General features: G+C 70.1%; 19 protein-coding genes. 10 read left to right on the forward strand and 9 right to left on the reverse strand.

Going from position 1 to position 21,311, the window contains the following annotated elements:
- The coding region (locus ACFOYY_RS03690) for an FAD-dependent monooxygenase (RefSeq protein WP_386187831.1) at nucleotides 1–1,096 on the reverse strand (1,096 nt) is incomplete at its 3' end.
- A gap of 179 nt (nucleotides 1,097–1,275) precedes the next feature.
- Here ACFOYY_RS03690 and ACFOYY_RS03695 point away from each other — a divergent pair.
- Both ACFOYY_RS03695 and ACFOYY_RS03700 read left to right on the forward strand, forming a co-directional pair.
- Nucleotides 1,276–1,968, forward strand: coding sequence for an IclR family transcriptional regulator (locus tag ACFOYY_RS03695; RefSeq protein ID WP_352011915.1), 693 nt, complete (start codon nucleotides 1,276–1,278; stop codon nucleotides 1,966–1,968).
- Nucleotides 1,969–2,150: 182 nt separating this feature from the next.
- The gene (locus ACFOYY_RS03700) at nucleotides 2,151–3,332 is read left to right on the forward strand and encodes a homogentisate 1,2-dioxygenase (RefSeq protein ID WP_352011916.1); all 1,182 of its coding nucleotides are present in this window, start codon (nucleotides 2,151–2,153) and stop codon (nucleotides 3,330–3,332) included.
- Nucleotides 3,333–3,457: 125 nt separating this feature from the next.
- On the opposite strand, the gene ACFOYY_RS03705 is transcribed toward ACFOYY_RS03700, so the two are convergent.
- The 6 genes from ACFOYY_RS03705 to ACFOYY_RS03730 all read right to left on the reverse strand — a co-directional run bounded on the left by ACFOYY_RS03705 (nucleotide 3,458) and on the right by ACFOYY_RS03730 (nucleotide 9,250).
- Nucleotides 3,458–4,507: a branched-chain amino acid ABC transporter permease gene (locus ACFOYY_RS03705; protein WP_362776130.1), complete on the reverse strand. Its 1,050-nt coding sequence runs from the start codon at nucleotides 4,505–4,507 to the stop codon at nucleotides 3,458–3,460.
- 73 nt (nucleotides 4,508–4,580) lie between these two features.
- Nucleotides 4,581–5,480 (reverse strand): branched-chain amino acid ABC transporter permease, encoded by a 900-nt coding sequence (locus ACFOYY_RS03710; RefSeq protein WP_352011918.1) that lies wholly within the window; start codon nucleotides 5,478–5,480, stop codon nucleotides 4,581–4,583.
- A gap of 11 nt (nucleotides 5,481–5,491) precedes the next feature.
- Nucleotides 5,492–6,301 carry an ABC transporter ATP-binding protein gene (locus tag ACFOYY_RS03715; RefSeq protein WP_352011919.1) on the reverse strand — a complete coding sequence of 270 codons (810 nt, stop codon included), beginning with the start codon at nucleotides 6,299–6,301 and terminating at the stop codon, nucleotides 5,492–5,494.
- Entirely contained in the window at nucleotides 6,298–7,101 is an 804-nt protein-coding gene (locus ACFOYY_RS03720) for an ABC transporter ATP-binding protein (protein ID WP_352011920.1), read from the reverse strand. The genes ACFOYY_RS03715 and ACFOYY_RS03720 overlap by 4 nt, the downstream gene beginning before the upstream one ends.
- Nucleotides 7,098–8,360, reverse strand: a complete 1,263-nt coding sequence (locus ACFOYY_RS03725) for an ABC transporter substrate-binding protein (RefSeq protein ID WP_386187837.1) — start codon at nucleotides 8,358–8,360, stop codon at nucleotides 7,098–7,100. The genes ACFOYY_RS03720 and ACFOYY_RS03725 overlap by 4 nt, the downstream gene beginning before the upstream one ends.
- A gap of 233 nt (nucleotides 8,361–8,593) precedes the next feature.
- A complete protein-coding gene (locus ACFOYY_RS03730; protein WP_352011922.1) occupies nucleotides 8,594–9,250 on the reverse strand; it encodes a peroxiredoxin-like family protein in 657 nt (218 codons plus the stop codon).
- Nucleotides 9,251–9,429: 179 nt separating this feature from the next.
- Between ACFOYY_RS03730 and ACFOYY_RS03735 the strand changes: the two genes are divergently transcribed.
- The 4 genes from ACFOYY_RS03735 to ACFOYY_RS03750 all read left to right on the forward strand — a co-directional run bounded on the left by ACFOYY_RS03735 (nucleotide 9,430) and on the right by ACFOYY_RS03750 (nucleotide 13,479).
- Complete coding sequence (locus ACFOYY_RS03735) at nucleotides 9,430–10,572, forward strand: alpha/beta fold hydrolase (protein WP_362776124.1); 1,143 nt, start codon at nucleotides 9,430–9,432, stop codon at nucleotides 10,570–10,572.
- Entirely contained in the window at nucleotides 10,569–11,654 is a 1,086-nt protein-coding gene (locus ACFOYY_RS03740; RefSeq protein ID WP_386187841.1) for a mandelate racemase/muconate lactonizing enzyme family protein, read from the forward strand. Before ACFOYY_RS03735 ends, ACFOYY_RS03740 begins: the two co-directional genes overlap by 4 nt.
- 29 nt (nucleotides 11,655–11,683) lie before the next feature.
- Nucleotides 11,684–12,640, forward strand: coding sequence for an MBL fold metallo-hydrolase (locus ACFOYY_RS03745; protein WP_352011925.1), 957 nt, complete (start codon nucleotides 11,684–11,686; stop codon nucleotides 12,638–12,640).
- A gap of 284 nt (nucleotides 12,641–12,924) precedes the next feature.
- Nucleotides 12,925–13,479: a hemerythrin domain-containing protein gene (locus ACFOYY_RS03750; protein WP_386187844.1), complete on the forward strand. Its 555-nt coding sequence runs from the start codon at nucleotides 12,925–12,927 to the stop codon at nucleotides 13,477–13,479.
- A 97-nt stretch (nucleotides 13,480–13,576) separates the two neighbouring features.
- Here ACFOYY_RS03750 and ACFOYY_RS03755 read toward each other — a convergent pair whose 3' ends face one another.
- Nucleotides 13,577–14,716, reverse strand: coding sequence for an ROK family protein (locus tag ACFOYY_RS03755; RefSeq protein WP_352011927.1), 1,140 nt, complete (start codon nucleotides 14,714–14,716; stop codon nucleotides 13,577–13,579).
- Between the two features lie 243 nt (nucleotides 14,717–14,959).
- The gene (locus ACFOYY_RS03760) at nucleotides 14,960–16,120 is read right to left on the reverse strand and encodes an ROK family protein (RefSeq protein WP_352011928.1); all 1,161 of its coding nucleotides are present in this window, start codon (nucleotides 16,118–16,120) and stop codon (nucleotides 14,960–14,962) included.
- A gap of 276 nt (nucleotides 16,121–16,396) precedes the next feature.
- Between ACFOYY_RS03760 and ACFOYY_RS03765 the strand changes: the two genes are divergently transcribed.
- From ACFOYY_RS03765 to ACFOYY_RS03780, 4 genes are read left to right on the forward strand one after another with little or no spacing between them, the layout of a single operon-like run.
- The gene (locus ACFOYY_RS03765) at nucleotides 16,397–17,797 is read left to right on the forward strand and encodes an extracellular solute-binding protein (protein ID WP_352011929.1); all 1,401 of its coding nucleotides are present in this window, start codon (nucleotides 16,397–16,399) and stop codon (nucleotides 17,795–17,797) included.
- A gap of 39 nt (nucleotides 17,798–17,836) precedes the next feature.
- Nucleotides 17,837–19,633 carry an ABC transporter permease gene (locus ACFOYY_RS03770; RefSeq protein ID WP_386187848.1) on the forward strand — a complete coding sequence of 599 codons (1,797 nt, stop codon included), beginning with the start codon at nucleotides 17,837–17,839 and terminating at the stop codon, nucleotides 19,631–19,633.
- The gene (locus ACFOYY_RS03775) at nucleotides 19,630–20,469 is read left to right on the forward strand and encodes an aldose 1-epimerase (RefSeq protein WP_386187850.1); all 840 of its coding nucleotides are present in this window, start codon (nucleotides 19,630–19,632) and stop codon (nucleotides 20,467–20,469) included. Before ACFOYY_RS03770 ends, ACFOYY_RS03775 begins: the two co-directional genes overlap by 4 nt.
- Nucleotides 20,466–21,233 (forward strand): SDR family NAD(P)-dependent oxidoreductase, encoded by a 768-nt coding sequence (locus ACFOYY_RS03780; RefSeq protein WP_352011932.1) that lies wholly within the window; start codon nucleotides 20,466–20,468, stop codon nucleotides 21,231–21,233. Before ACFOYY_RS03775 ends, ACFOYY_RS03780 begins: the two co-directional genes overlap by 4 nt.
- Nucleotides 21,234–21,311 lie beyond the last annotated feature (78 nt).

Consider the following 21,311-nt stretch of genomic DNA (forward strand, 5'->3'; position numbering starts at 1 on the left):
GGCCCGGCTCGCCGTCGGGGGTCATGAACTTCATGGAGGCCCCGGTCAGCTCCAGGTTGTGGTCGGCCGCCGCCGCCCGCTCGGTCTCGTAGCTGTCCAGGAGCGCGTGCCCCGCCTTGCCGTTGAGCACGAGGCCGAGCTTCCAGGCCAGGTTCTCCGCGTCCTCCATGCCGCTGTTCATGCCGCGGGCGCCGAACGGCGAGACGACGTGTGCCGCGTCGCCCACCAGGAACGCGCGGCCGCTGCGGAAGGCCGAGGCCCTGCACTGCTGGAAGGTGTAGGTGTTGCTGCGGACCACCTTCACCGGGTGGTCGCCGATCACGGTGGCGATCCGCGCCCGCACCCGCTCGGGCTCGGTGAGGACGTCGGCGTCGGCGTCCAGCGGGATCTGCCAGTCCAGCCGCCACAGTCGCTGGCTCACCCCGTGCATGAGCACGATCCCCTCGGGATAGAAGGGCGGGTTGAACCACAGCCGCCGCTCCCGCCTGAACGGCAGTTCGGCCTCGAAGTCGGCGACGAGGAAGCGTCCTTTGGTCTGCCAGCCGTCGAAGGTGATGCCCAGGCGGCGCCGTACGCCGCTGCCGATGCCGTCGGCCGCGACGAGGTAGGCGCCGGTGTGGGTCTCCGGTCCTTCGGGGCCGTCTGCCGTGACCCGCACGCCGGAGTCGTCCTGCTCGAAGCCGGTGACCGTGCGCTCCAGCCGGATGTCCACCAGACCGGTCGCGAGCGCCGCGTCGTGGAGCATCTCCTCGATGCGGAACTGCGGGAAGTTCACGAACGGCGGGTAGATCTCCTCGCCGTGCGGCGGGAACCTGAGCTGGAGTATCTCCTTGTCGCCGTAGTACGTGCGGCCCAGCGACCAGCTCATCCCGTCGTTGACGATCTCGTCGGCCACGCCGAGACGGTCGTACAGCGCGAGGATGTCGCGTTGCACGGTGACGGCTCTGGACTGCCGGCAGCTCGGCTGGTCACGGCGTTCCAGCACCACCGAGCGCACGTTCTGCCTGGCGAGCAGGATCGCGGTGGCCATGCCCACGGGCCCCGCGCCCACGATCACCACGTGCGGGAAAGAACCTGAGCTGTCCGGCAGAACCATCGCCACCTCCGAAGTGACCGATATCCGGTTACTACGACCGTATATTGGTCATAGATTGCCCTGTTTGCGGCGGGACTTCAAGAGGGGCGACGGGATGCGACGCGAATCGATGTTGGCGTGCGAGCGGGGGAGGCGCGATAATCGCTCGTGTAGCCCGATTTTCGACTAGGAGTGAGACCGTGACCGAGGAACCGGCCAGATCTGGCGAAATCGCGCAAACGCTCGATCGGGGGCTGCGCCTGCTGGAGATCCTCGCGGAGGTGGACCAGGGGTTGTCGCCGACCGAGGCCGCCGCCCGGCTCGGCGTCCACCGCTCCATCGCCGCCCGCCTGCTGGCGACCCTGCTGCACCGTGGATTCGTCCGGCGCAACCGTGAGGGACGTTACCTGCTGGGCATGGGGCTGTTCACCCTGGCGCGCCAGGTCTCCCAGAATCTCATGGTGGTCGCGGGGCCGTTGCTCACCGAGATCGCCGAGCGGCTCGACGCCACCGCCGTCATGCATGTCGCCGACGGGGACGGGGCCGTCACCCTGGCCTCGGTCGAGCCCAAGCGGGCCAGTTTCCACATCGGCCTGCGCACCGGCTCCCGGCATCCGCTGGGCACCGCCGCCACCGGTATCGCCATCCTGGCCGGGCGTCCCCCCGAGCCCGGCGAGAGCGACAAGGTCAGCCACGGGCGAAGCCGGGGGTACGTCGTCACCACCGGCGAACTGGTCCCCAACTTCACCGGCATCGCCGCCCCGATCGTGGTCAACGGCTGGTGTGACGCCAGTGTCGGTGTGGTGATCCCGAAGGAGCGCAAGCACGACGAGAAGGTTCTGGCCGGCGAGGTGATCGCCCTGGCGGGGCGCATCGCACTCGGCCTGACCTGACCTCCGGCCTGCCCTGACGCAGGCGCGACGGCCCCGGAGCCCCGAGCGGGCACCGGGGCCTTTCGCATGTCCGGGCGATTGACAACCCTCTGTCCGTGCGCAAGGATCGCCGATATACGGTCTATGTAACCGATAATAGAACGCCAACAGAGCGCAGGGCTCGACCCCGGATTGAGGTGGGCATGGTCTACTACAGGCGTCTTGGCGAGGTGCCACGTAAACGGCACTCCCAGTTCCGCGGCGCCGACGGCGCCCTCTACCACGAGGAGATGCAGGGCGAGGAGGGGTTCAGCTGGACCCAGTCGTTCCTGTACCACCGCAGGATCCCGACCGCCATCACCGCGGCGGAGAGCCATGCCGACGACGGCGGGCCGATGCGGCCCAACGATCCGCTGCTGCCACGGCACCTGCGCACCCACGCCTTCGAGCCGGGCGGGGACCCGATCCTGGGCCGGCGGGTCCTGATGGGCAACTCCGACCTGACGATCTCCTACGTCGCCGCCGACGCCGACAGCCCCCTGTACCGCAACGCGGTCGGCGACGAACTCGTCTACGTCGAGGCGGGTTCGGCCGTGCTGGAGTCCCCCTACGGCCGGATGGAGGTCGGCGACGGCGACTACGTCGTCATCCCCACCTCCACGACGCACCGCTGGCGGCTGCTCGGCGGCGAGCTACGGCTGTTCGTGGTGACCGCGTCCGGCGGCGGGCACATCAGGCCGCCCAAGCGGTTCATGTCGCCGTTCGGGCAGTTCCTGGACGGCTCGCCGTACAACGAGCGGGACATCCGCGGCCCCGAGGAGCTGACCTCCGCCGACGGACCGGCCGAGGTGTACGTCAGGCACCGGCGTGGCGTCACCCGTTACACCTACGCCTACCACCCCTTCGACGTGGTCGGCTGGGACGGCTACAACTACCCCTACGCGCTGTCCATCCGTGACTTCACCCCCTCGACCGGCGCGCTGCACCTGCCGCCGCCCACCTACATCACCTTCGAAGGGCCGGGCTTCGTCATCTGCTCCTTCGTGCCGCGCATGTACGACTACCACCCGGACGCGGTGAAGGTCCCCTACAACCACGCCAACGTGGACTCCGACGAGGTGCTGTTCTACTGCGGCGGCGACTTCATGAGCCGTGCGGGCACGGGCGTCGGCATGGGGTCCATCTCCCTGCACCCCGCCGGTTACATCCACGGCCCGCAGCCGGGCAGCGCAGAGAAGAGCATGACGGTGACCAGGACCGAGGAGTACGCGGTCATGGTGGACACCTTCAAACCGCTCGACCTCGGCCCCCACCTCGACGAGGCGGAGGACCCCGGCTACGCCTGGTCGTGGGCCCGCGGCGCCGGTGTCGACGTCGGCGGGTGAAACGCCCGCCCACCCGCTCAGAAGGGCCCCGCGACCACGGTCGCGGGGCCCTTCTGAGCGGGAAGGCCGTCATGATGCCCTCATGGGCCCGTCATGAGGGCGTCATGACGGGCCCATGAGGGCCGTCACGACGGCGCCGCGTGGTCGGCCGGGACGGGGCGGCGGGACGTCAGCGCCTTACGCGCCCGGGTGGCCAGCGCCGCCAGCCCTCTGGGCTCGTAGAACAGGATGACCACGATCAGCCCGCCGTACATGATCTGCGCGACGTAGGCGGGCCCGAAGTCGGACACCGCGCCGCCCATGCCCGGGATCGCGTCGCTGTAGCGCTGCAGGAGCAGCGGCAGCGAGGACACGAACGCCGCGCCCGCGATGGCTCCCGCCACCGACGCCTGCCCGCCGATCACGACCATCGCCAGGTACTCCAGCGACAGGAACAGGTCCCAGTACTCGGGCACCACCCGCTGGAACAGCAGGGCCAGCAGCACGCCGGCGAGTCCCGCGTACACACTCGACAGGGTGAAGGCGACCGACCGGTACCACGCCACCCGCACGCCGAGCGCCGCCGCGTGCACCTCGCCGTCGCGGACCGCGGCGAACGCCCTGCCCACCCGGCTGCGCAGTACCAGCACGGCGAACACCGTGGTCAGCACCAGGATGATCAGGGTGACGTACCACCCGCGCTCGGCCTGGCGCAGCGGCACCCCGAGCAGCGAGAGCTCGGGCTCGGCGCCGAGCACCTGGAACGAGCCGACGGTCAGCTCGGGCACGTTACGCCCGTTGTAACCACCGGTGAGCGGCTCGGCGGTGAACAGCACGTGCTGGCCGATGAACACCAGCGCCAGCGACGCGACCCCCAGGTAGATGCCCTTCAACCGGCCGGCCAGCGGGCTGAAGGCCAGCCCCGCCAGTCCTGCCAGCGCCACCGCGATCACCGCGGCGGGCAGGCTGGGCAGGCCGAGCCCCCAGGACCCCTCCTTCGCCGGTGAGCCGAGCCAGATGTACCCGTAGGCGCCCACGGCCAGGAAGAACGAGTGCGCGAGGGAGAGCTGACCGACCCGGCCGACCAGGATCATCAGCCCGACCGCGCCGATGGCGGCGGCGAAGGCGAAGGAGCCCAGATTGAGCCAGAACCGGTCGGCGTACAGCGGGATGGCGAGCAGGACGACGCCCGCCACGACCGCGACCGGCGTGCGCCACCGGACCCCCGCGCGCGCACCGCGCCGTGTCTCCTCTGATGTGTTCGCCGGCTTAAACACGGACGGCCTCCCGTATCCCGAACAGCCCGGCGGGCCTGATCAACAGCACCACCAGCATCAACACGTACGGCGCGGCCTCCTCGAACCCCTGGCCGAGGAACGTCAGGTACTCGCCGTACCCGCGGACCAGGACCTCGCTCAGCCCGACCAGCAGCCCTCCGGCGATGGCGCCGGTGGTGGAGTCCAGGCCACCGATGATCGCGGCGGGCAGCGCGCGCAGCGCCACGGCCTCGACCGAGGTGTCCAGACCCGGGCTCGGATAGGCCACGATGAACAGCCCCGCGCACACGGCCAGGGCACCGGCCACGGCCCACGCCGTGGCCGAGACCCGGCCGAGCCGGATGCCCATCAGGGACGCCGTCTCCGGGTCCTCGGCGGTGGCCCGCATCGCCACGCCGAAGTCGCTGCGGTGCAGCCACAGCTGGAAGAGCACCAGCAGCAGCGCGCCGACGACCAGCGCGGCGATCCGCGCCTCGGCGACGCCGATGCCCAGGAACCGCACCACGGCGTTGCCCCACGGGTCACCGGTGGTGAGGATCTGCGAGCCGATCCGCCGGTCGGTCTCGGTCAGCAGCACCACGTCGAGGCCGATGGTCATGATGCTCGCCGCGACCACCGCGTGCGTCTTGCGGAACCTGCTGACCAGCAGGCGGTCGATCAGCACGGCCAGGACCGCGGCCGCGGCCACGCCCAGCGGGAGCGCCACCCAGAACGACAGCCCGTGCAGGGTGTACGCGCTGGCCAGCACGTACGTGCCGAACATCAGCAGGCTCGGCTGGGCGAAGTTGACCACGCTGGAGGACTTGTAGACGACGACGATGCCCAGGGCGACGAGCGCGTACACGGCACCGAGTGACGCGCCCTCCACCAGCATCGAGAGAAGTTGTGCCATGAAACCGGCTCCTAGGATGGCGGCTCGGACTCGGAACGTTCCTTTTCTGCGGCCCTGCCGAGGTAGGCGGCGATGACCGCCTCGTGCGCGGTCACCTGGTCGGGCGGCCCGGTGAGCACGACCTGACCGAAGTCGAGCACGGTGACCTGCTCGGAGATGCCCATCACCAGCCCCATGTCGTGCTCGACCAGCAGGACCGTGATCCGCTGTTCGGCGGCGATCCTGCGGATGGTGTCGCGGACGGCGATCTTCTCGTGCGTGTGCATGCCGGCCGCCGGTTCGTCGAGCAGCAGCAGCCGCGGCTCGGTGGCCAGGGCGCGTGCGATGTCCACCCGCTTGGCCTCGCCGTAGGGGAGTTCGGCCGCGGGCAGCGCGAGCAGGTGGTCGACCCCGAGGAACTCGGCGACCTCGCGTACCTTGGCCCTGGCCTCCCGCTCGGAGCGGCGGGCATGGGGAAGGCGCAGTCCGGCGCCGAACACCCCGCCCCTGCCCAGCCGGTGCCGGCCGAGCAGCAGGTTCTCCTCCACGGTCAGCCCCGCGAACATGGACGCGTTCTGGAACGCCCGGCCGACTCCCAGGCCGGTGACCCGATGCGGGGCGAGCCCGACCAGTTCGCCGCCGTCCACGAGCACGCTGCCCCGGGCGGGTTTGTAGATCCCGGACAGCACGTTGAACAGGGACGACTTGCCCGCTCCGTTCGGGCCGATCACCGCGTGGATCGTGCCGGGTTCGGCGGTGAAGGTGACCCCGTCGAGCGCCGTCACCCCGGCGAACCTGACGGTGACGTCGCTGACCTGCAGGCGGGCTCCGGGTGCCGTCATGCCGTCCCTCCCTGTGCTTCGGCGGGAATCGTGGCCGCGTCCTCCTCGTCGGGCTCTCCTCCCAGGTACAGGCGGCGCACCCGGTCGTCGCCGCGCAGGCGTTCGGCCGGGCCCTCGATCGCCACCTCGCCCACGGCGAGCACGTACGCGTGGTCGGCGAGCTCCAGCGCCACCGCCGCGTTCTGCTCGACGACGAGCATCGCCGTGCCCTGCCTGTGGATCTCGCGCAGCAGGTCCACGATCCTGTCGATGATCTTGGGTGCGAGTCCCAGGGACGGCTCGTCCAGGAGCAGCAGCCGGGGCTCGGCCATCAGGGCCCGCCCGATGGCCAGCATCTGCTGCTCGCCGCCGGACAACAGGCCCGCGGTCTGCCCCCTGCGCTCGCCGAGCACGGGGAACAGCTCGTACACCCGTTCCAGGTCGCCGGGCCGCCTGCCCTTCGGGTTGCCGTACCTGCCCGCCCGCAGGTTCTCCTCGACGGTCAGGCGGCCGAACACACGACGTCCCTCGGGGACCTGCACGATGCCGGACTTGACCCGGCGCTCGGCGCCCACACCGTCGATGCGGGCGCCGGCGAACGTGATCTCACCGCCGGTCATCCGGCCGGCCTGGCCTGCCAGCACTCCGGAGACGGCGCGCAGCAGCGTGGACTTTCCCGCGCCGTTGCTGCCGAGCACCGCCACGATGCCGCCGTGCGGGACGTCCACGCTGACGTCCCGCAGGGCGGTCACCGCGTCCCCGTAGCGGACCCCGAGGCCGCGCACCGAGAGCAGCGGATCGTCTGTGGCCCGAGCGGTCATCGCGCCTGGAACTTCGCCGTGTCCGGACCGGTGTAGCCGCTCTGGACCAGTTCCAGCCCGCCCTCGGCGCTCTTGGACGGCTTCATGACGAAGGTCTTGGCGGACGGCGAGACGCCCGGCTTGGAGAAGTCCAGCGGCACGGTGGTCTGCTGGGTGTCGTAGACGCCCTTCTGCCGGAAGGCCTTGGCCAGGCCCTCCCTGGTGAGGTCCTTGTTCTCGCACGCCTGGGTGATGGCCTGGTCCATCACGCTCGACGCCGCGTAGCCGAGCGTCACCCACAGGCTGGGCGTGATCGACTTCTCGCCGGACTTCGCGTACAGGTTCCTGACCTGCTCGGGGCCGGGGCCCTCACCGGCGAACGGCGCGGCGGAGCTGACCACGAGCATGTTCTTCTCCATGGCCGCTCCCGCGCCGGTGGTCAGCGACTCGGGGGAGAAGCCGGGGGAGGCCGCCACGATCGGCACGTCCAGGCCCTCCACGTCGGCGACGGCCACCGCGGAGGAGACCTGCCGTCCTGACGCGCTCAGGAACAGCGCCTTGACGCCCTCCCCGGCCATCTGCTTGACCTGCCCGGAGAGGTCGCTGACCGTCGGGTCGATCTGCTGGCTGACCACGGAGATGCCGTTGGCCTCGGCGGCGAAGGTGGCCCCCGCCAGGCCGGGCTCGCCGTAGTCGCCCTTGAGGTGGATGTAACCGATCTTGTCGCCCTTGGCGAGCTTCTTCTGCTCGATCAGGTAGTCGACCGCGTTCACCATCTCGATGTCGTACGTGGTGCCGGGGATGATGATCGATTCGCTGTCCTTGACGCTGGGGGACCAGCCCATGGACACCGCGAGCATGCGGTCCTGCTCCAACTTGGGCAGTACGGCGAGCGTGGTGGGCGAGCCGACGGTGATCTGCAGGGCGAGGACCTGCTGCGACAGGTCGGAGTACAGGGACACCGCCTTCTGCGGGTCGTATCCGTGGTCCCGGGTCACCAGGTTGACCTTGCGGCCGTCACAGACGCCGCCTGCGGCGTTCTTGGCGTCCCAGTAGAGTTTCACGCCCAGGTTCTGCTGCTTGTCGATCGCGGCGAACGGGCCGGTGACGTCGGTGAGCAGACCCAGGTTGATCGTGGAGCCGTCCACACCAGGCCCCGTGGGCATGCCACCGGAGGTGTCGGAACTGGTCTGCGCCTTGGTGGAACAGGCGGTCACGGTGGTGATGGCGAGAGCCGCGGCGCCCAGCGCGGCGGCCATGCGGAGCGTGTGGGATGGCATGCGTCCCCTTTCGTGCCGGTACGGGTCCGCGTCCGTCGGAAACGCGTGGCCGCAGGCAGTAGAGATCACGTTGTGGTCGATGGGGAGAGAACGGCCCGCAACCGATATTCGGTTAAACCGTTCGACTATCGTGCTGTGGCCCATCTGGTGTGTCAAGAGGGTGGCCGAACGGCAACAGGAATGATGCGGGGCGGTGAAACGGCCGTCTCACCGCCCCGAGGGAGGGGAGGTGATCAGCCGGCGGACGCGCGGATCTCGCGTACGGCCCGCAGGGCGTCGGCGGGCTCCATCCGCGTCCGGTAGTTCATCGTCACGTGCCGGGCCCGCACCACGCCGGAGGGGTCGAGCACGAACGTCGCGGGCACGGGAAGGCTCCAGCGGCCGTCGGGCTGCTGGCGGGCCAGCGCCGCCGCGGTGACGTCCAGCAGGTGCGGTTTGATCTCCTCGGGCAGCTCGAACCGCACCCGGTAGGCGGCCATGACCTCCTGGTCGGCGTCGGAGAGCACGTCGTAGGCCAGGTCGTGCCTCTCCTGCATCGACAGCGCGTCGTCGGGCAGCTGCGGGCTCACCGCCACCAGCCGTGCCCCCGCCTCACGGAACTCGGGCAGGGCCGCCTGGTAGGCGGCCAGCTCAAGGTTGCAGTACGGGCACCATGAACCGCGATAGAAGATCAGGACGACCGGTCCCTCGGCGAGCCGGTCGCGGAGCCGTACCTTGGCTCCCACCGCGTTGGGCAGCGTGAAGTCGGGCGCCTGCTCTCCGACCTTCACCCCGGGGACGAGGCCGGCGGCCTCGATCTCGGCGAACGCCTCGTTGATGGCGCGTTTGGCCTCCTCGGGCCGTTGGACCGATGCGGCCTTGGCCGCGAGGATCTCGTTGAGCGATTGCACCGGCGCCAACTCCTTGACCGTTATTCGGTTGCGATGTTCGTTTTTTGTGCACTTCGGTTACGTGCATCCTCGGAACCCGGTCGCGCCCCTGTCAAGACGTGAGGGTGTGCGCTAGGGTGAGCGATACCGATATATGGTGACAGTAACCGTTAATCGAACGCGGGTGAGGTGGTCAGGACATGGCTGAGCGGGAGCTGCTCACCGTTCCCATCGGGACGGCGGCCGCGGCCTCGGAGGTCTACTCGGGCGTGGCCCGGATGGCGGGAGTGCTGTGGTGCTCCCGGGTCCGCGCGAACCCCGGCCGGCGCGCCGACACCGCCGTGGTGGTGGTCCACCCCTCCTCCAACTTCCTCGGGCACTACGCGCTCGGGGCGTGGGCCGAGCGCGGGGTCGACGCGGTGGCCATGACGACCCGCTACCTCGGCAACGACTCGGTGCTGCTGCTGGAGAACTGCGTACTCGACATCGCCTCCGTCGTCGGCCACCTGCGCGCCGAGGGGTACGAGAAGGTCGTCCTCGTCGGCAACTCCGGCGGCGGCGGGCTCGTCGCCCTCTACCAGGAGCAGGCGCGCAACGCCACCATCACCTCCGCGCCATACGGCGGCGGCCCCGACCTGACCAAGGCCCACCTGCCGCCCGCCGACGCCCTGGTCATGCTGATGGCCCACCCCGGCCGGGCCAACCTTCTCGTCGAATGGCTCGACCCCGCGGTACGCGACGAGGACGACCCCTTCGACCGCGACCCCGAACTCGACATGTTCGCCGCGCACAACGGCCCGCCGTACGGGGAGGAGTGGCTGGCCCGCTACCGCGAGGCGCAGCGGGCGCGCAACGAGCGGATCACCGACGCGGTCGTCGCCCGGCTCGACGCGCTCACCGAGCGCGCCGGAGGCAGGGTCACCGACCTGCCCATCAGGATCCACGCCACCTGCGCCGACCCGCGTAACGTGGACCTGTCCATCGACCCGTCCGACCGCGCGCCGGGCACCCTGTGGGGGGAGCCCTACGAGGCGAACCTGCGGCCCACCACCCTCGGCCACCTGACCAGCCTGCGCTCATGGCTGTCGCAGTGGTCCATCCGCACCTCCAACGGCGACGGCCCCGCCCGGCTCGCCACCGTGGACGTCCCCGTGCACGTCATCTACGGCACCGCCGACCAGGCGTGCTTCCCCTCCCACGCCCGCCAGCTGTACGAGGCGGTGCCGCACGACAACAAGACACTCACCGCGGTGGAGGGCGGCCGTCACTACCTCAACGGCCAGCCCGAGCTCACCGCGGTCATGGCCGACGCCCTGATCGGCTGGATTGGAAAGGTCCTGTGAACCGTCCGACGATCGCCGACCTGAGCACGGCCTGGGTGCGCGTCCCGCTCGGCGCGGGACGCGGCGGCTCCGGCGCCACCCGGGTCGACCTGCTCCACGTCACCCTCACCGACGACGAGGGCGCCACGGGCACCGGCTTCACCTACGCGCTGACCGGCGGCGCCGAAGCCCTGTACGCCCTGCTCACCGGCCTGGTCAAGGAGATGGCCGAGGGCACCCCCCTCGACGCCTGGCCGCGCCGCTGGCACGAGATCACCGCCGCGACCCGCAGGCTGGGCAGGGGCGTCGCGCTGCCCGCGCTTTCGGCCGCCGACATCGCCGTGTGGGACCTGCGCGCCCGCCGCGCCGAGCTGCCCCTCTACCGTTACATCGGCGCGCACACCGACACCGTCCCGGTGTACGGCAGCGGCCGCTCAACCCACGCGATGACGGTGGACGAGCTGATCGAGGGCTCCCGCCGGTACGTCGCCGAAGGTTACGACGCGGTGAAGCTGCGCGTGGGCGCCCGCCGCGCCGAGGAGGACGTGGCGCGGGTGCGCGCCGTACGCGAGGCGCTCGGCGACGACCTGCGGATCATGGTCGACTGCAACGAGCGGCTCGACCTGCCCACCGCGGTGTGGCTCGGCCGCCGCCTCGACGACCTCGGCGTCTACTGGATCGAGGAGCCGCTGCCCTCCGACGACCTGGCGGGGTACGCCCAGCTCGCCGCCCGTCAGGGCGTCCCCGTCGCGGTCGGCGAGCACCTGCACGGCCGGCACGAGTTCGCGAACTACCTGCGCGAGGGCGCCGCGTCCGTGCTCCAGCCCGACGTGCCGCTGTGCGGGGGCGTCACCGAATGGCTGCGGATCAGCGCGGTGGCCGAGGTGTTCGGCGCCGTGCTCACCCCCCACTTCCTGCCGGAGCTGCACATCAACCTGGCGGCGGCCGTACCCAACTGCGCATACGTCGAGCACTTCCCGCTGATCGACGAGGTGCTCGCCGAGACCCTGCCGGTCAGCGGTGGTGTGGCGGCTCCGCCGGACCGTCCCGGCCACGGGATGTTGTGGGACGGCGCCGCGCTGGACCGCCTCCGGCACGCCTGACGAACCACCACGACAAGAAGGAGCACACCGTGTCCAAGCCATTCGCCTCCACCGGCGACACCGAGGAGAAGCCCGAGATCCTGGAGGTCCTCGCCGACGGCGTGTACGCCCTGACCACGGGCGGCGACCCGAACGTGGGCGCCATCGAGGGCGAGGACTTCCTGGTCTGTTTCGAGGCCCGTGCCACCCCCGTGATGGCCAGGCGCTGGCTCGCGCAGTTGCGTCAGCACACCGACAAGCCGGTCAGGTACCTGGTCCTGTCGCACTACCACGCGGTACGCGTGCTCGGTGCCGCCGGGTTCGACGCGCAGGAGATCATCACGCACACCGAGACCAGGCGGCTCATCGTCGAGCGCGGCAAGGAGGACTGGGACGTCGAGTTCGGCCGGATGCCGAGGCTGTTCGCCGGGCACGAGACCATCCCCGGCCTGACCTGGCCGACCCTCACCTTCGACGACCACATGTCGATCGAACTGGGCGGCGACCGCGGCACCGTCGAACTGGCCTGGGCGGGCAACGCGCACACCTCCGGTGACATCTACGCCTACGTGCCCAAGTCGAAGGTCCTCTTCGCGGGTGACCTGGTGGAGAACGGCTCGGCCGTCTACACCGGCGACGCCTACCACCGGGAGTGGATGACCACCACGCTCGACCGGGTCAAGGCGCTCGACGTGGAGATCCTGGTGGGCGGACGCGGCGAGATCGCCCATGACCGTGCCGCCTCCCAGCGTGCCGTCGAGCTGACCCGTGACTTCCTCAGCACGCTGATGACCGCCGTGGAGAAGGTCAAGGAGGGCGGCGGCACGGTCGAACAGGCGTACGTGGCGGCCCGCGAGGCCCTGCTGCCCGTATACGGCGGCATGCCGGTCTTCGAGCACGCCATGGTCTTCGACACCTGGCGCGCCTGGGAGGAACTCGACGGACAGGCCCCCGGCATCTGGACCCCGGAGCGTGACCGCCAGGTCTGGGACCGCCTTACGGGCTGAGCGCCGCCCGGCCGGTCGGACTCCGGCACCCCGCCCGGTCACGACCTGGGACGTGGCCCGTGAGGGTGCCGGTACGTCCGGCCTCAGGAGAGGGCGGCCCGCCGCGGACCCGGCCGAGTCCGCGGCGGAGCACGTGGACCGCCGTCTGAAGGAGCACACCGCGTGGCCGGGCTCCGGAGGTTTCAGGAGGCGACGGCGGGTAGGGGCGGAACCGGTTGAGGCGATCAAGAAAGCCGATCGCCGGGTGTCCGCCAGGGCCCGTTCCTGAGACTGAGGAGACGAACATGCCCCAGAACGTCATCGAGCTGATCATGGCCGACCACCGCGACGTCGAAACGATCTTCGAGAGGCTGAGGAGCCAGCCGGAGAACCGGCCCGCCCTGGTGGCGGAACTGGCCGCGAAGTTCGTCGCGCACGCCCGAGCCGAGGAGACCCGGGTCTACCCCGAACTGGCCAAGGCAGATCCCGGTGAGCGCGGCGAGGTCCGCCACGGGATCGGGGAACACCACGAGGCCGAGGAACTCCTGGCCGCCCTCATGGAGGCCGACCCCGACCGGCCGGAGTTCACGACCGCGCTGGAGCGGCTGGTCAAGGCGGTCAAGCACCACGTCGAGGAGGAGGAGAGCGACATCCTCCCCGCCATGGCAAAGGCCCTCTCCGCCGACAGGCTGGCCGCGATGGGCCGGGCCTTCAGCCAGGCCAAGGCCGAGGAACTCGCCAAGCCGCCCAGGCCGAAGGGCCGCACCAAGGAGGAACTGGTCGAACAGGCCAGGAAGAAGGGCGTCGAGGGCTACGGCTCCATGACCAAGGACGAACTGCTCGCCGTCCTCGGAGGCTGAGGCGTCGGCGAACGGTCCGTGCCCCCTACGGCTTCCCGACGGCCGCGGGCCGTACGGCGCGCGGACGTCCTCGTGGGTCCGGTCCCGGGAGGCCGCCTCAGGGGGTGAGCTGGAGGAAGTGGGAGAGCACGAGCCCGGCGGCGCCGAGGAGGGTGGAGTCGTCGTGCAGGGCGGAGAACGCGATCTGCGGCTGGCTGCCCGGATGGGCGGCGGTGCGCTGACGTACCTGCCGCTCGATCTTGCCGCGCAGCGCCTCGCCGCCCGCGACCACGTCGCCGTGCAGGATGAACAGGCCGGGGGCGAGGATCTGCTGGATGTTCGTGATACCGACGGCGAGGTTGTCGACGTACCGGTCGAACAGCTGCGCCGCCCCGGGGTGACCCTTGGCGGCGAGGCGGGTCAGCGGCCCGACCGTCAACGTGGGCGCCGAGGGCAGATTGAGCCGGGCCGCCTCCTCGCGTAACCAGCGGTGTGTGGCGATGGTCTCCCAGCAGCCGCGCTGACCGCAGTGGCAGGGGAGGCCGTCGACCTGCACGATGCTGTGCCCGATCTCGCCGCCCGCGCCGCCGGGCCCGCGGTGCACCGAACCGTTCAGCACCAGTCCCACGCCGAGCGCCTCTCCGGCGTAGAGCGAGGCGAAGGTGGACAGGCCGCGTCCCTGCCCGAACCAGCGGTCACCGAGAGCCTGGACGCGCGGGTGCAGGTCGACGTAGACGGGCAGGCCGGTGCGGTCGGCGATGAGCGGGCCGAGCGGCAGGCCCGCCAGACCGGGAGCCAGGTTGACCTGCACGATGGTGCCGCTGTCGGTGTTGACCATGCCGCCGACCGCGATGCCCACGCCGAGGGCGGCCGGTCGGTTCGGGGCGAACAGCTCCTCCAGCGCGTCGGCGACCGCGCCGACGACCAGGCCGGTGTCGTGGGTGTCCGCCGGATACTCGCGTCTCGCCGTGGTCAGGATCGTGCCGCCCGCGCTGACGAGCGCGGTCTCGACGTGTCCGGGCAGCAGGTGGACGGCGGCGATGGGCGGGCTGTTGGGAGAGAACCACAGCGGGCGTGACGGTTTGCCGCCGGCCGCGCTGCTGGGCTGGGGGTCGCCCTCGGCCAGCATCTCGCTGTCGATCATCGGCTGCACGATGGAGCCGATCGTCGCCCGGCTGACCTCGGTGAGCCGCGCCAGGTCGGCGCGGGACAGCGGGCCGACGTCGTAGAGCGCCTGCAGCACCCGGGCGCGGTTCACCTGGCTGACCGTGTTCGGGGAGATCAGCGGTGAGTAAGGCCGGGGCGGCGGAGCAGGTGTCTCCGGGCGCGTCCAATCCGACGGCACGCTACAGCCCCTCTCGATCCAGACGGAATACCCAATGCGGCGCGCCCAGGCAGGGCGTGGTCGTGCGTGATCTTTCCCCCGCCTCAATATACGGCTCGCGCCGGTGACCGTTGTGACACGCGATCGCTGACATGTGCTCCTCCTCCGGGCGCGGGTTCAGCCGACGAGCGGGAAGGATCGGGACAGCACCAGACCGGCTGCGCCGAGCAGGGTGGTGCGGTCATGAGCGGGGCCGAAGGTGATCTGCGGTCCGGCCGCCGACCGCGCGGGAAGGCGGCTGCGTGCCTGCCGCTCGACGCGGCCGCGCAGCGCCTCGCCACCGGCGGTCACGTCGCCGTGCAGGATGAACAGGCCCGGGGCGAGGATCTGCTGCAGGTTCACCACACCGAGGGCGATGTTGTGGGCGTACCGCTCGAACAACTCCCTGGCGTCGGCGTCGCCCGCGGCCGACAGGCCGGCCAGCAGCGCCGTGGTCATCGCCCGCGCGGCCGGTAGGCGCAGCCGGGCGGCCTCTTCGCGCAGCCAGTCGCGTGTGGCGACGGTCTCCCAGCAGCCGCGCTGGCCGCATCGGCAGGTTCGTCCACGGATGTCCACGACGGTGTGCCCGACCTCGCCGCCGGCCCCGGCGGGTCCGCAGTGGATGGCGCCGTTGAGGAACAGGCCCGCGCCGATCGCCTCACCGATGTAGATGGAGGCGAAGGACTGTTCGCCTCGGCCTGGACCGGACCAGCGGTCGCCTATGGCCTGGGCCCGGGGGTGCAGATCGAGGTGGACCGGCAGGCCGATCCGCTCGGAGACCAGAGGGCCGAGCGGAAGGCCGGAGAGCTCCGGCATCAGGTTGCAGGCGACGATGGTTCCGCTGGTCGACTCGACGATGCCGCCGACCGCGATGCCCACGCCGAGGGCCCGGGCCGTGCTTCCCGCGAGGACCGCGTTGAGCTGGTCGACCACGCAGTCGACCACCGTGGCGGCGGGGGCGGTGGCCCGGAAGCGCCCGCTGGCGACGGCCAGGATCCCGCCGTCCGCCCTCACCAGCGCGGCCTCCACCCAGCCGGGCACCAGGTGCACCGCGGCCAGGGGCGGGCTGTCCGGAGCGAACCACAGTGGACGGGCAGGCTTGCCGCCGGGGGCGGCGCCGCGTTGTGGTTCGCCCTCCACGAGCAGCCCTCCCTCAAGGAGGGGCTGCACGATCGATCCGATGGTGGCCCGGCTGACTCCGGTCAACCGGGCCAGATCGGCCCGGGACAGCGGACCGAGGTCGTGAAGCGCCTGCAGTACCCGGCCCTGGTTGACGCGCCCGGCCTTGACCGCGGTCATCAGGACGGTCGGCTGCCCGAACCGGGGGGTCTCGCTAGGTGGCCACACCGCACTACCGCTCTCACTAGGTATGTACGGGATTCTGACATACCGGTTCGGGTGAGGGCGACATGGATCCGTAACTCAAACGATCTACCTGATGTGTTGACACCTAAACCATCTAATACGGCAGACCGAAACCTATTGACAGGGGTGGGTATGTAGTTACCCTTAACTAACCTCGCGACTCTGATCCACCCCCGGCGAGGTAGAGCTTCAAGCAGGAAACGGTGTGACATGAGAGTAAGGCGCAGGGCTCAGCTGTTCTCGCTGGTGAGTGCGTGCACGGTGCTGGCGGCCACGGGTTGTGCGGCGGGTGGCCCCTCCGCCTCGGGGGCCGCCCTCGACCAGGCGAGCTGCGACAAGATCACGAGTGGGGCGGCGGCCGGCGCCGGCGCGTCGCCGAAGCGGCCGGGCGGAGACGGCCGGAGCCTCCACGTCCAGCAGGCCTCGCTCAGAACCGGGCTGCCCAAGACCGCGGCGAGCGGCAAGACCATCAACTTCGTCGGCGGCGCCTACACCGGGACCACCGAGGCGTACTGGAAGGACCTCGCGGGCAAGTTCGAGGCGGCCAACCCGGGATACAAGGTCAACATCCGGATCATCGACTGGAACAACATCGACCAGCAGGTCAGCACGATGATCCAGACCAAGCAGTATCCGGACGTCCTCAACCAGAACAAGTTCTCCGGATGGGCCGCGAACGGACTGCTCCAGCCGATCGACTCACTGGTCTCCCCGGAGGTCGGGAACGACTTCATCCCGTCGTTCAAGGAGAACAGCTTCTACAAGGGCAGCCAGTACGGCCTGCCTCTGATCGCCAGCACCCGCGCGCTGTTCTACAACAAGGACATCTTCGCCAAGGCCGGGATCGACAAGCCCCCGGCCACCTGGGCCGAGTTGGTGGCCGCGGCGCAGAAGATCAAGGCGGCCGGGTACACCGGGTACGGCCTGCCGCTGGGCGGCGAGGAGAACCAGGGCGAGTGGTCCCTGTGGATGTGGTCCAACGGCGGCGACTGGAAGTCGAACGACCAGTGGAGCGTCAGCAGCGATCGGAACGTCGAGAGCCTGAACTTCCTCAGCTGCCTCGCCAACGTCTACCAGGTGACACAGCCGAACCCGGGTCAGACGAACCGCACCGACGGGGTCTTCCGGCCGTTCGCCAACGGTCAGACGGGCATGATCATGGGTGCGAGCTTCGCCCCCAGCCTGTTCAAGCAGTGGAACTCCACCGTCGACTACGGCATCGCCCCCATCCCGGTGAACAAGGGCACCAAGCCGTTCACCCTGGGGGTGCAGGACTATCTGGTGTCGTTCAAGAACCCGGGCAACACGGAGGCCGTGTCGAAGTTCCTGAACTTCTTCTACCAGACCGACAACTACGTGCGCTTCCTGACGAGCCAGGGCTTCCTGCCGACCACAAAGACGGCGTCCGCCGCCCTGAAGGACGAGCCCGATTTCGCGCCGTACCTGGATCTGCTGCCGATCGCGAAGTTCTACCCGTCGACCGACCCCGGCTTCCCGAAGGCGCAGGGCACCCTTGAGGCGCAGCTCGGCACAGCGCTGACCCCCGGTGCGGACACCAAGTCGGTTCTGGACCAGGTCCAGACCGCGGCGACGCAGGGCAACGGCGGCTGAGCCGTGACACCGAGGATGCGGCACCGCACATGGCGGTCGTTGGCCTGGATCTCGCCGAGCGTTCTGCTCATCATCGCGGTGATCACGCTGCCCGCACTGCGCATGGTGTGGACGTCGCTGCAGCTCACCGACGAGACCGGGGTGAGCCACGGGTTCGCCGGGCTGGCCAACTACCGCCGCCTGCTCGCCGAACCGGCGCTGGTCAACGTCCTGAGCAACACGGTGGTGTGGGTGCTGCTCGTGGTCGGCGTGTCCATCGTCGCCGCGCTCGGCCTGGCACAGCTGCTGAACAAGCGGTTCTTCGGGCGGCGCCTGGTGCGCTGGGCGCTGATCGTGCCGTGGGCGACCTCGCTGGTGATGACCTCGACGGTGTGGCGGTACATGCTCGAAGGCGGCAATGGGATCGTCAACCGGTTCCTGATGGACCTCGGCGTGATCGGCGCGCCGATCGGCTGGTACCAGGATCCCCGGTACGCCTTCTGGTCGGTGGTCGGGGTGGGAATCGTGGTGACCATCCCGTTCACCACCTATGTTCTGCTGGCCGGGTTGCAGGCGATCGATCCGCAGGTGTACGAGGCCGGAAAGCTGGACGGCGCGGGGCCGTGGAAGACATACCGATACATCACCCTGCCGCTGCTCCGCCCGGCCCTGGTGATCGCCACGATCCTGGTCACCATCTACGTGTTCAACTCGTTCCCGGTGATCTGGGTCATCACCGGGAGCAACCCGGGGAACTTCTCGGACATCACCCTCACCTGGGCGTACAAGATCGCTTTCCGGCAGCAGCTGAACACAGGGGAGGGAGCCGCGCTTTCGGTGTTCAACGTCCTGATACTCATCGTCGTGGTGCTGCTGTACCTGCGTGCGGTCAACGGTGACAAGGAACGGCAGACGTGGCTGGGCCGCGCCTGGGCGGCGCTGACCGAGCGGCTGGGCCGGCGATGGAGCCGGCGGCCTCCGGCGGGCCCCGTCCCGGTGGTGGCGCCCGGCCGGGCGGACCGGGGGGTGTGGCGGCGGGTGCGCCCGGTGGCGCTGCCGCTTGCCGGGCTGGTCGTCGCGGCGTTCTTCCTGGCCCCGTACGCGGTGATGTTCCTGGCCTCGTTCAAGGATGGCGCCGACCTCTACGCGGTGCCCGCCACCTACCTGCCGCAGCACTGGGAGTGGAGCAACTGGGTGAAGGTGTGGGACGTGCTGCCGCTCACCATGTTGCTGCGCAACAGCCTGATCATCGCGGCCGCCTCGACCGCGCTGGTCATGGTGATCGCGGTGCCGGCCGCGTACTACACGGCTCGCAACCGGTTCACCGGCAGGACCGGTTTCCTGAACCTTGTGCTGATCACGCAGGTCCTCGCCCCGGTCGCCCTGGTCGTCGGCATCTACCAGGAGGTCGTCTACGTCGACGGGGTCAACCAGTACTGGGCGATCGTCGTGGTCAACGCGGCGTTCAACCTCGCCTTCGTCACCTGGATCATGAACGGCCAGTTCGCCGGCGTCGACTTCGCGATCGAGGAGGCGGCCATGATGGAGGGGCTCGGGCCGATGCGCCGGATGCTGCGCATCATGCTGCCGGTGGTGCGCCCGGGGCTGGTGACCGCGCTGGTCTTCACCTTCATCCAGGTGTGGAACGAGTTCGTCATCTCGCTGACCGTCTTCAACGACCCGACCCATGAGCGGGTCACCCTGCCGGTCGGCATCCAGCAACTGGTCGGCCTCAACCAGACCAACTACCAATACCTCTTCGTCGCCTCGCTGATAGCGACGGTGCCCGTCGTGGTGCTGTTCATCACCGTCGAGCGGCATCTGGTGGGAGGACTGACCGCGGGGAGCGTCAAATGATCGAACTGACCGCCGGGGCCGCCGCCGTCCGGGTGGACCCCGAAGACGGCGCCCGCCTGACCTCCCTGCGAGTGGGCGGCGCGGAGCTGCTGGGCGCCGGTGGCGCGGGCCCCGCCGGCCTGGACCGGATCATGTACGGCAGTTTCCTGATGGCGCCGTTCGTCGGCCGGTTGGAAGGGGCCCGGTTCACCTTCGCCGGGCGGGAGTGGACGGTACCGGCGAACCTCGCCCCGCACGCCCTGCACGGTCTCGTCTTCGACCGCCCCTGGACCGTCGACGGCACCGCGACCCTCGGAGCGGCCGTCGGCGCGGCCATCGGCATCGAGCTGGACGGGCGATGGCCGTTCGGCGGCGCCGTACGGCAGGAGTTCGAGCTGACGCCGGACGCGCTGACGGTACGCGCCACGGTGACCAACGAACGCCGCGCCATGCCGGCGATCGTCGGTTTCCACCCGTGGTTCGCGCGCAGGATCGACGGCGGGCCGGAGCTCGCCTACCGCTTCGAACCCGGTCTGCGCTATGTCTGTGACGAGGACGGCATCCCGCGGCATCTGTCCGCCTCCACCGGCCCGCGGCCGTGGGACGACTCCTTCACCGCCGTCGCGAGCCCGCCGGTCCTTCGCTGGCCCACGCTTGACCTGACCGTCGCCAGTGCGGCCGGTCACTGGATCGTCTGTGAGACCAAAGCCGACGCCGTCTGCGTCGAACCACTGTCCGGGCCGGTCAACGGCCTGAACACCGACCACTACCAGATCGTCGAGCCCGGAGCACCGTTGCGTTTCTCGATGACGCTGCACTGGACCGCACGACAGCCAACCGACAGGAAGACGACATGACCGTCTTGGATTCGTTCTCGTTGCAGGGCAAGGTGGCCGTGGTCACCGGAGCCAGCCGTGGCATCGGCCGGGCCCTGGCCCAGGCACTGGGTGAGGCGGGGGCGGCGGTCGCGGTGACCGCCCGCACCGTCGAGGCCGCCGAGCGAGCGGCCGGTGAGCTCCAGGCGTCCGGGATCACCGCGTTGCCCGTCGGTCTTGAGGTGACCGATCCGGTCCAGGTCGATCGGATGGTCGAGTTGGTCGGCGAGCGGCTCGGCCCGATCGACGTACTGGTCAACAACGCCGGCATCAGCATCGGCCGGGCGGCTCTGGACACCCCCGACGAGCTCTGGCGCGAGGTGCTGGCCACCAACCTGGACGGGGTCTGGTACTGCAGCAAGGCGGTCGGCGCGCGGATGGCCGAGCGGGGCGGCGGGAGCATCGTCAACATCGGCTCCATGTCGGCCATGATCGTCAACCGGCCCCGGTGGCAGCCCGCGTATCTGGCCTCCAAGGCGGCGGTGCACCAGCTGACCAAGGCCCTGGCCGCCGAGTGGGCACCGTACGGGATACGGGTCAACGCGCTCGCCCCCGGTTACATCCTCACCGAGGCGTCCCCCGTGGACCAGCCGGAGTACCGCGAATGGTGCGTCGAGCCCGCCGCGATGAAGCGGTACGGCCTGCCTGAGGAACTCGGCCCGGCGGTGGTCTTCCTGGCAGGCCAGGCCTCCAGCTTCATGACGGGCTCGGTGGTGGTGATCGACGGCGGATTCACCCTCTTCTAGGAGCGGCGGAGGCTTTCCAGGAGCGGCGCAAGCGAGCGGACAACGAGCGGCATGGCGCAGGCGGCGCCGGGGACTCGG

The sequence above is a fragment of the Streptosporangium jomthongense genome (assembly GCF_042650425.1).
Lineage (GTDB): Bacteria > Actinomycetota > Actinomycetes > Streptosporangiales > Streptosporangiaceae > Streptosporangium.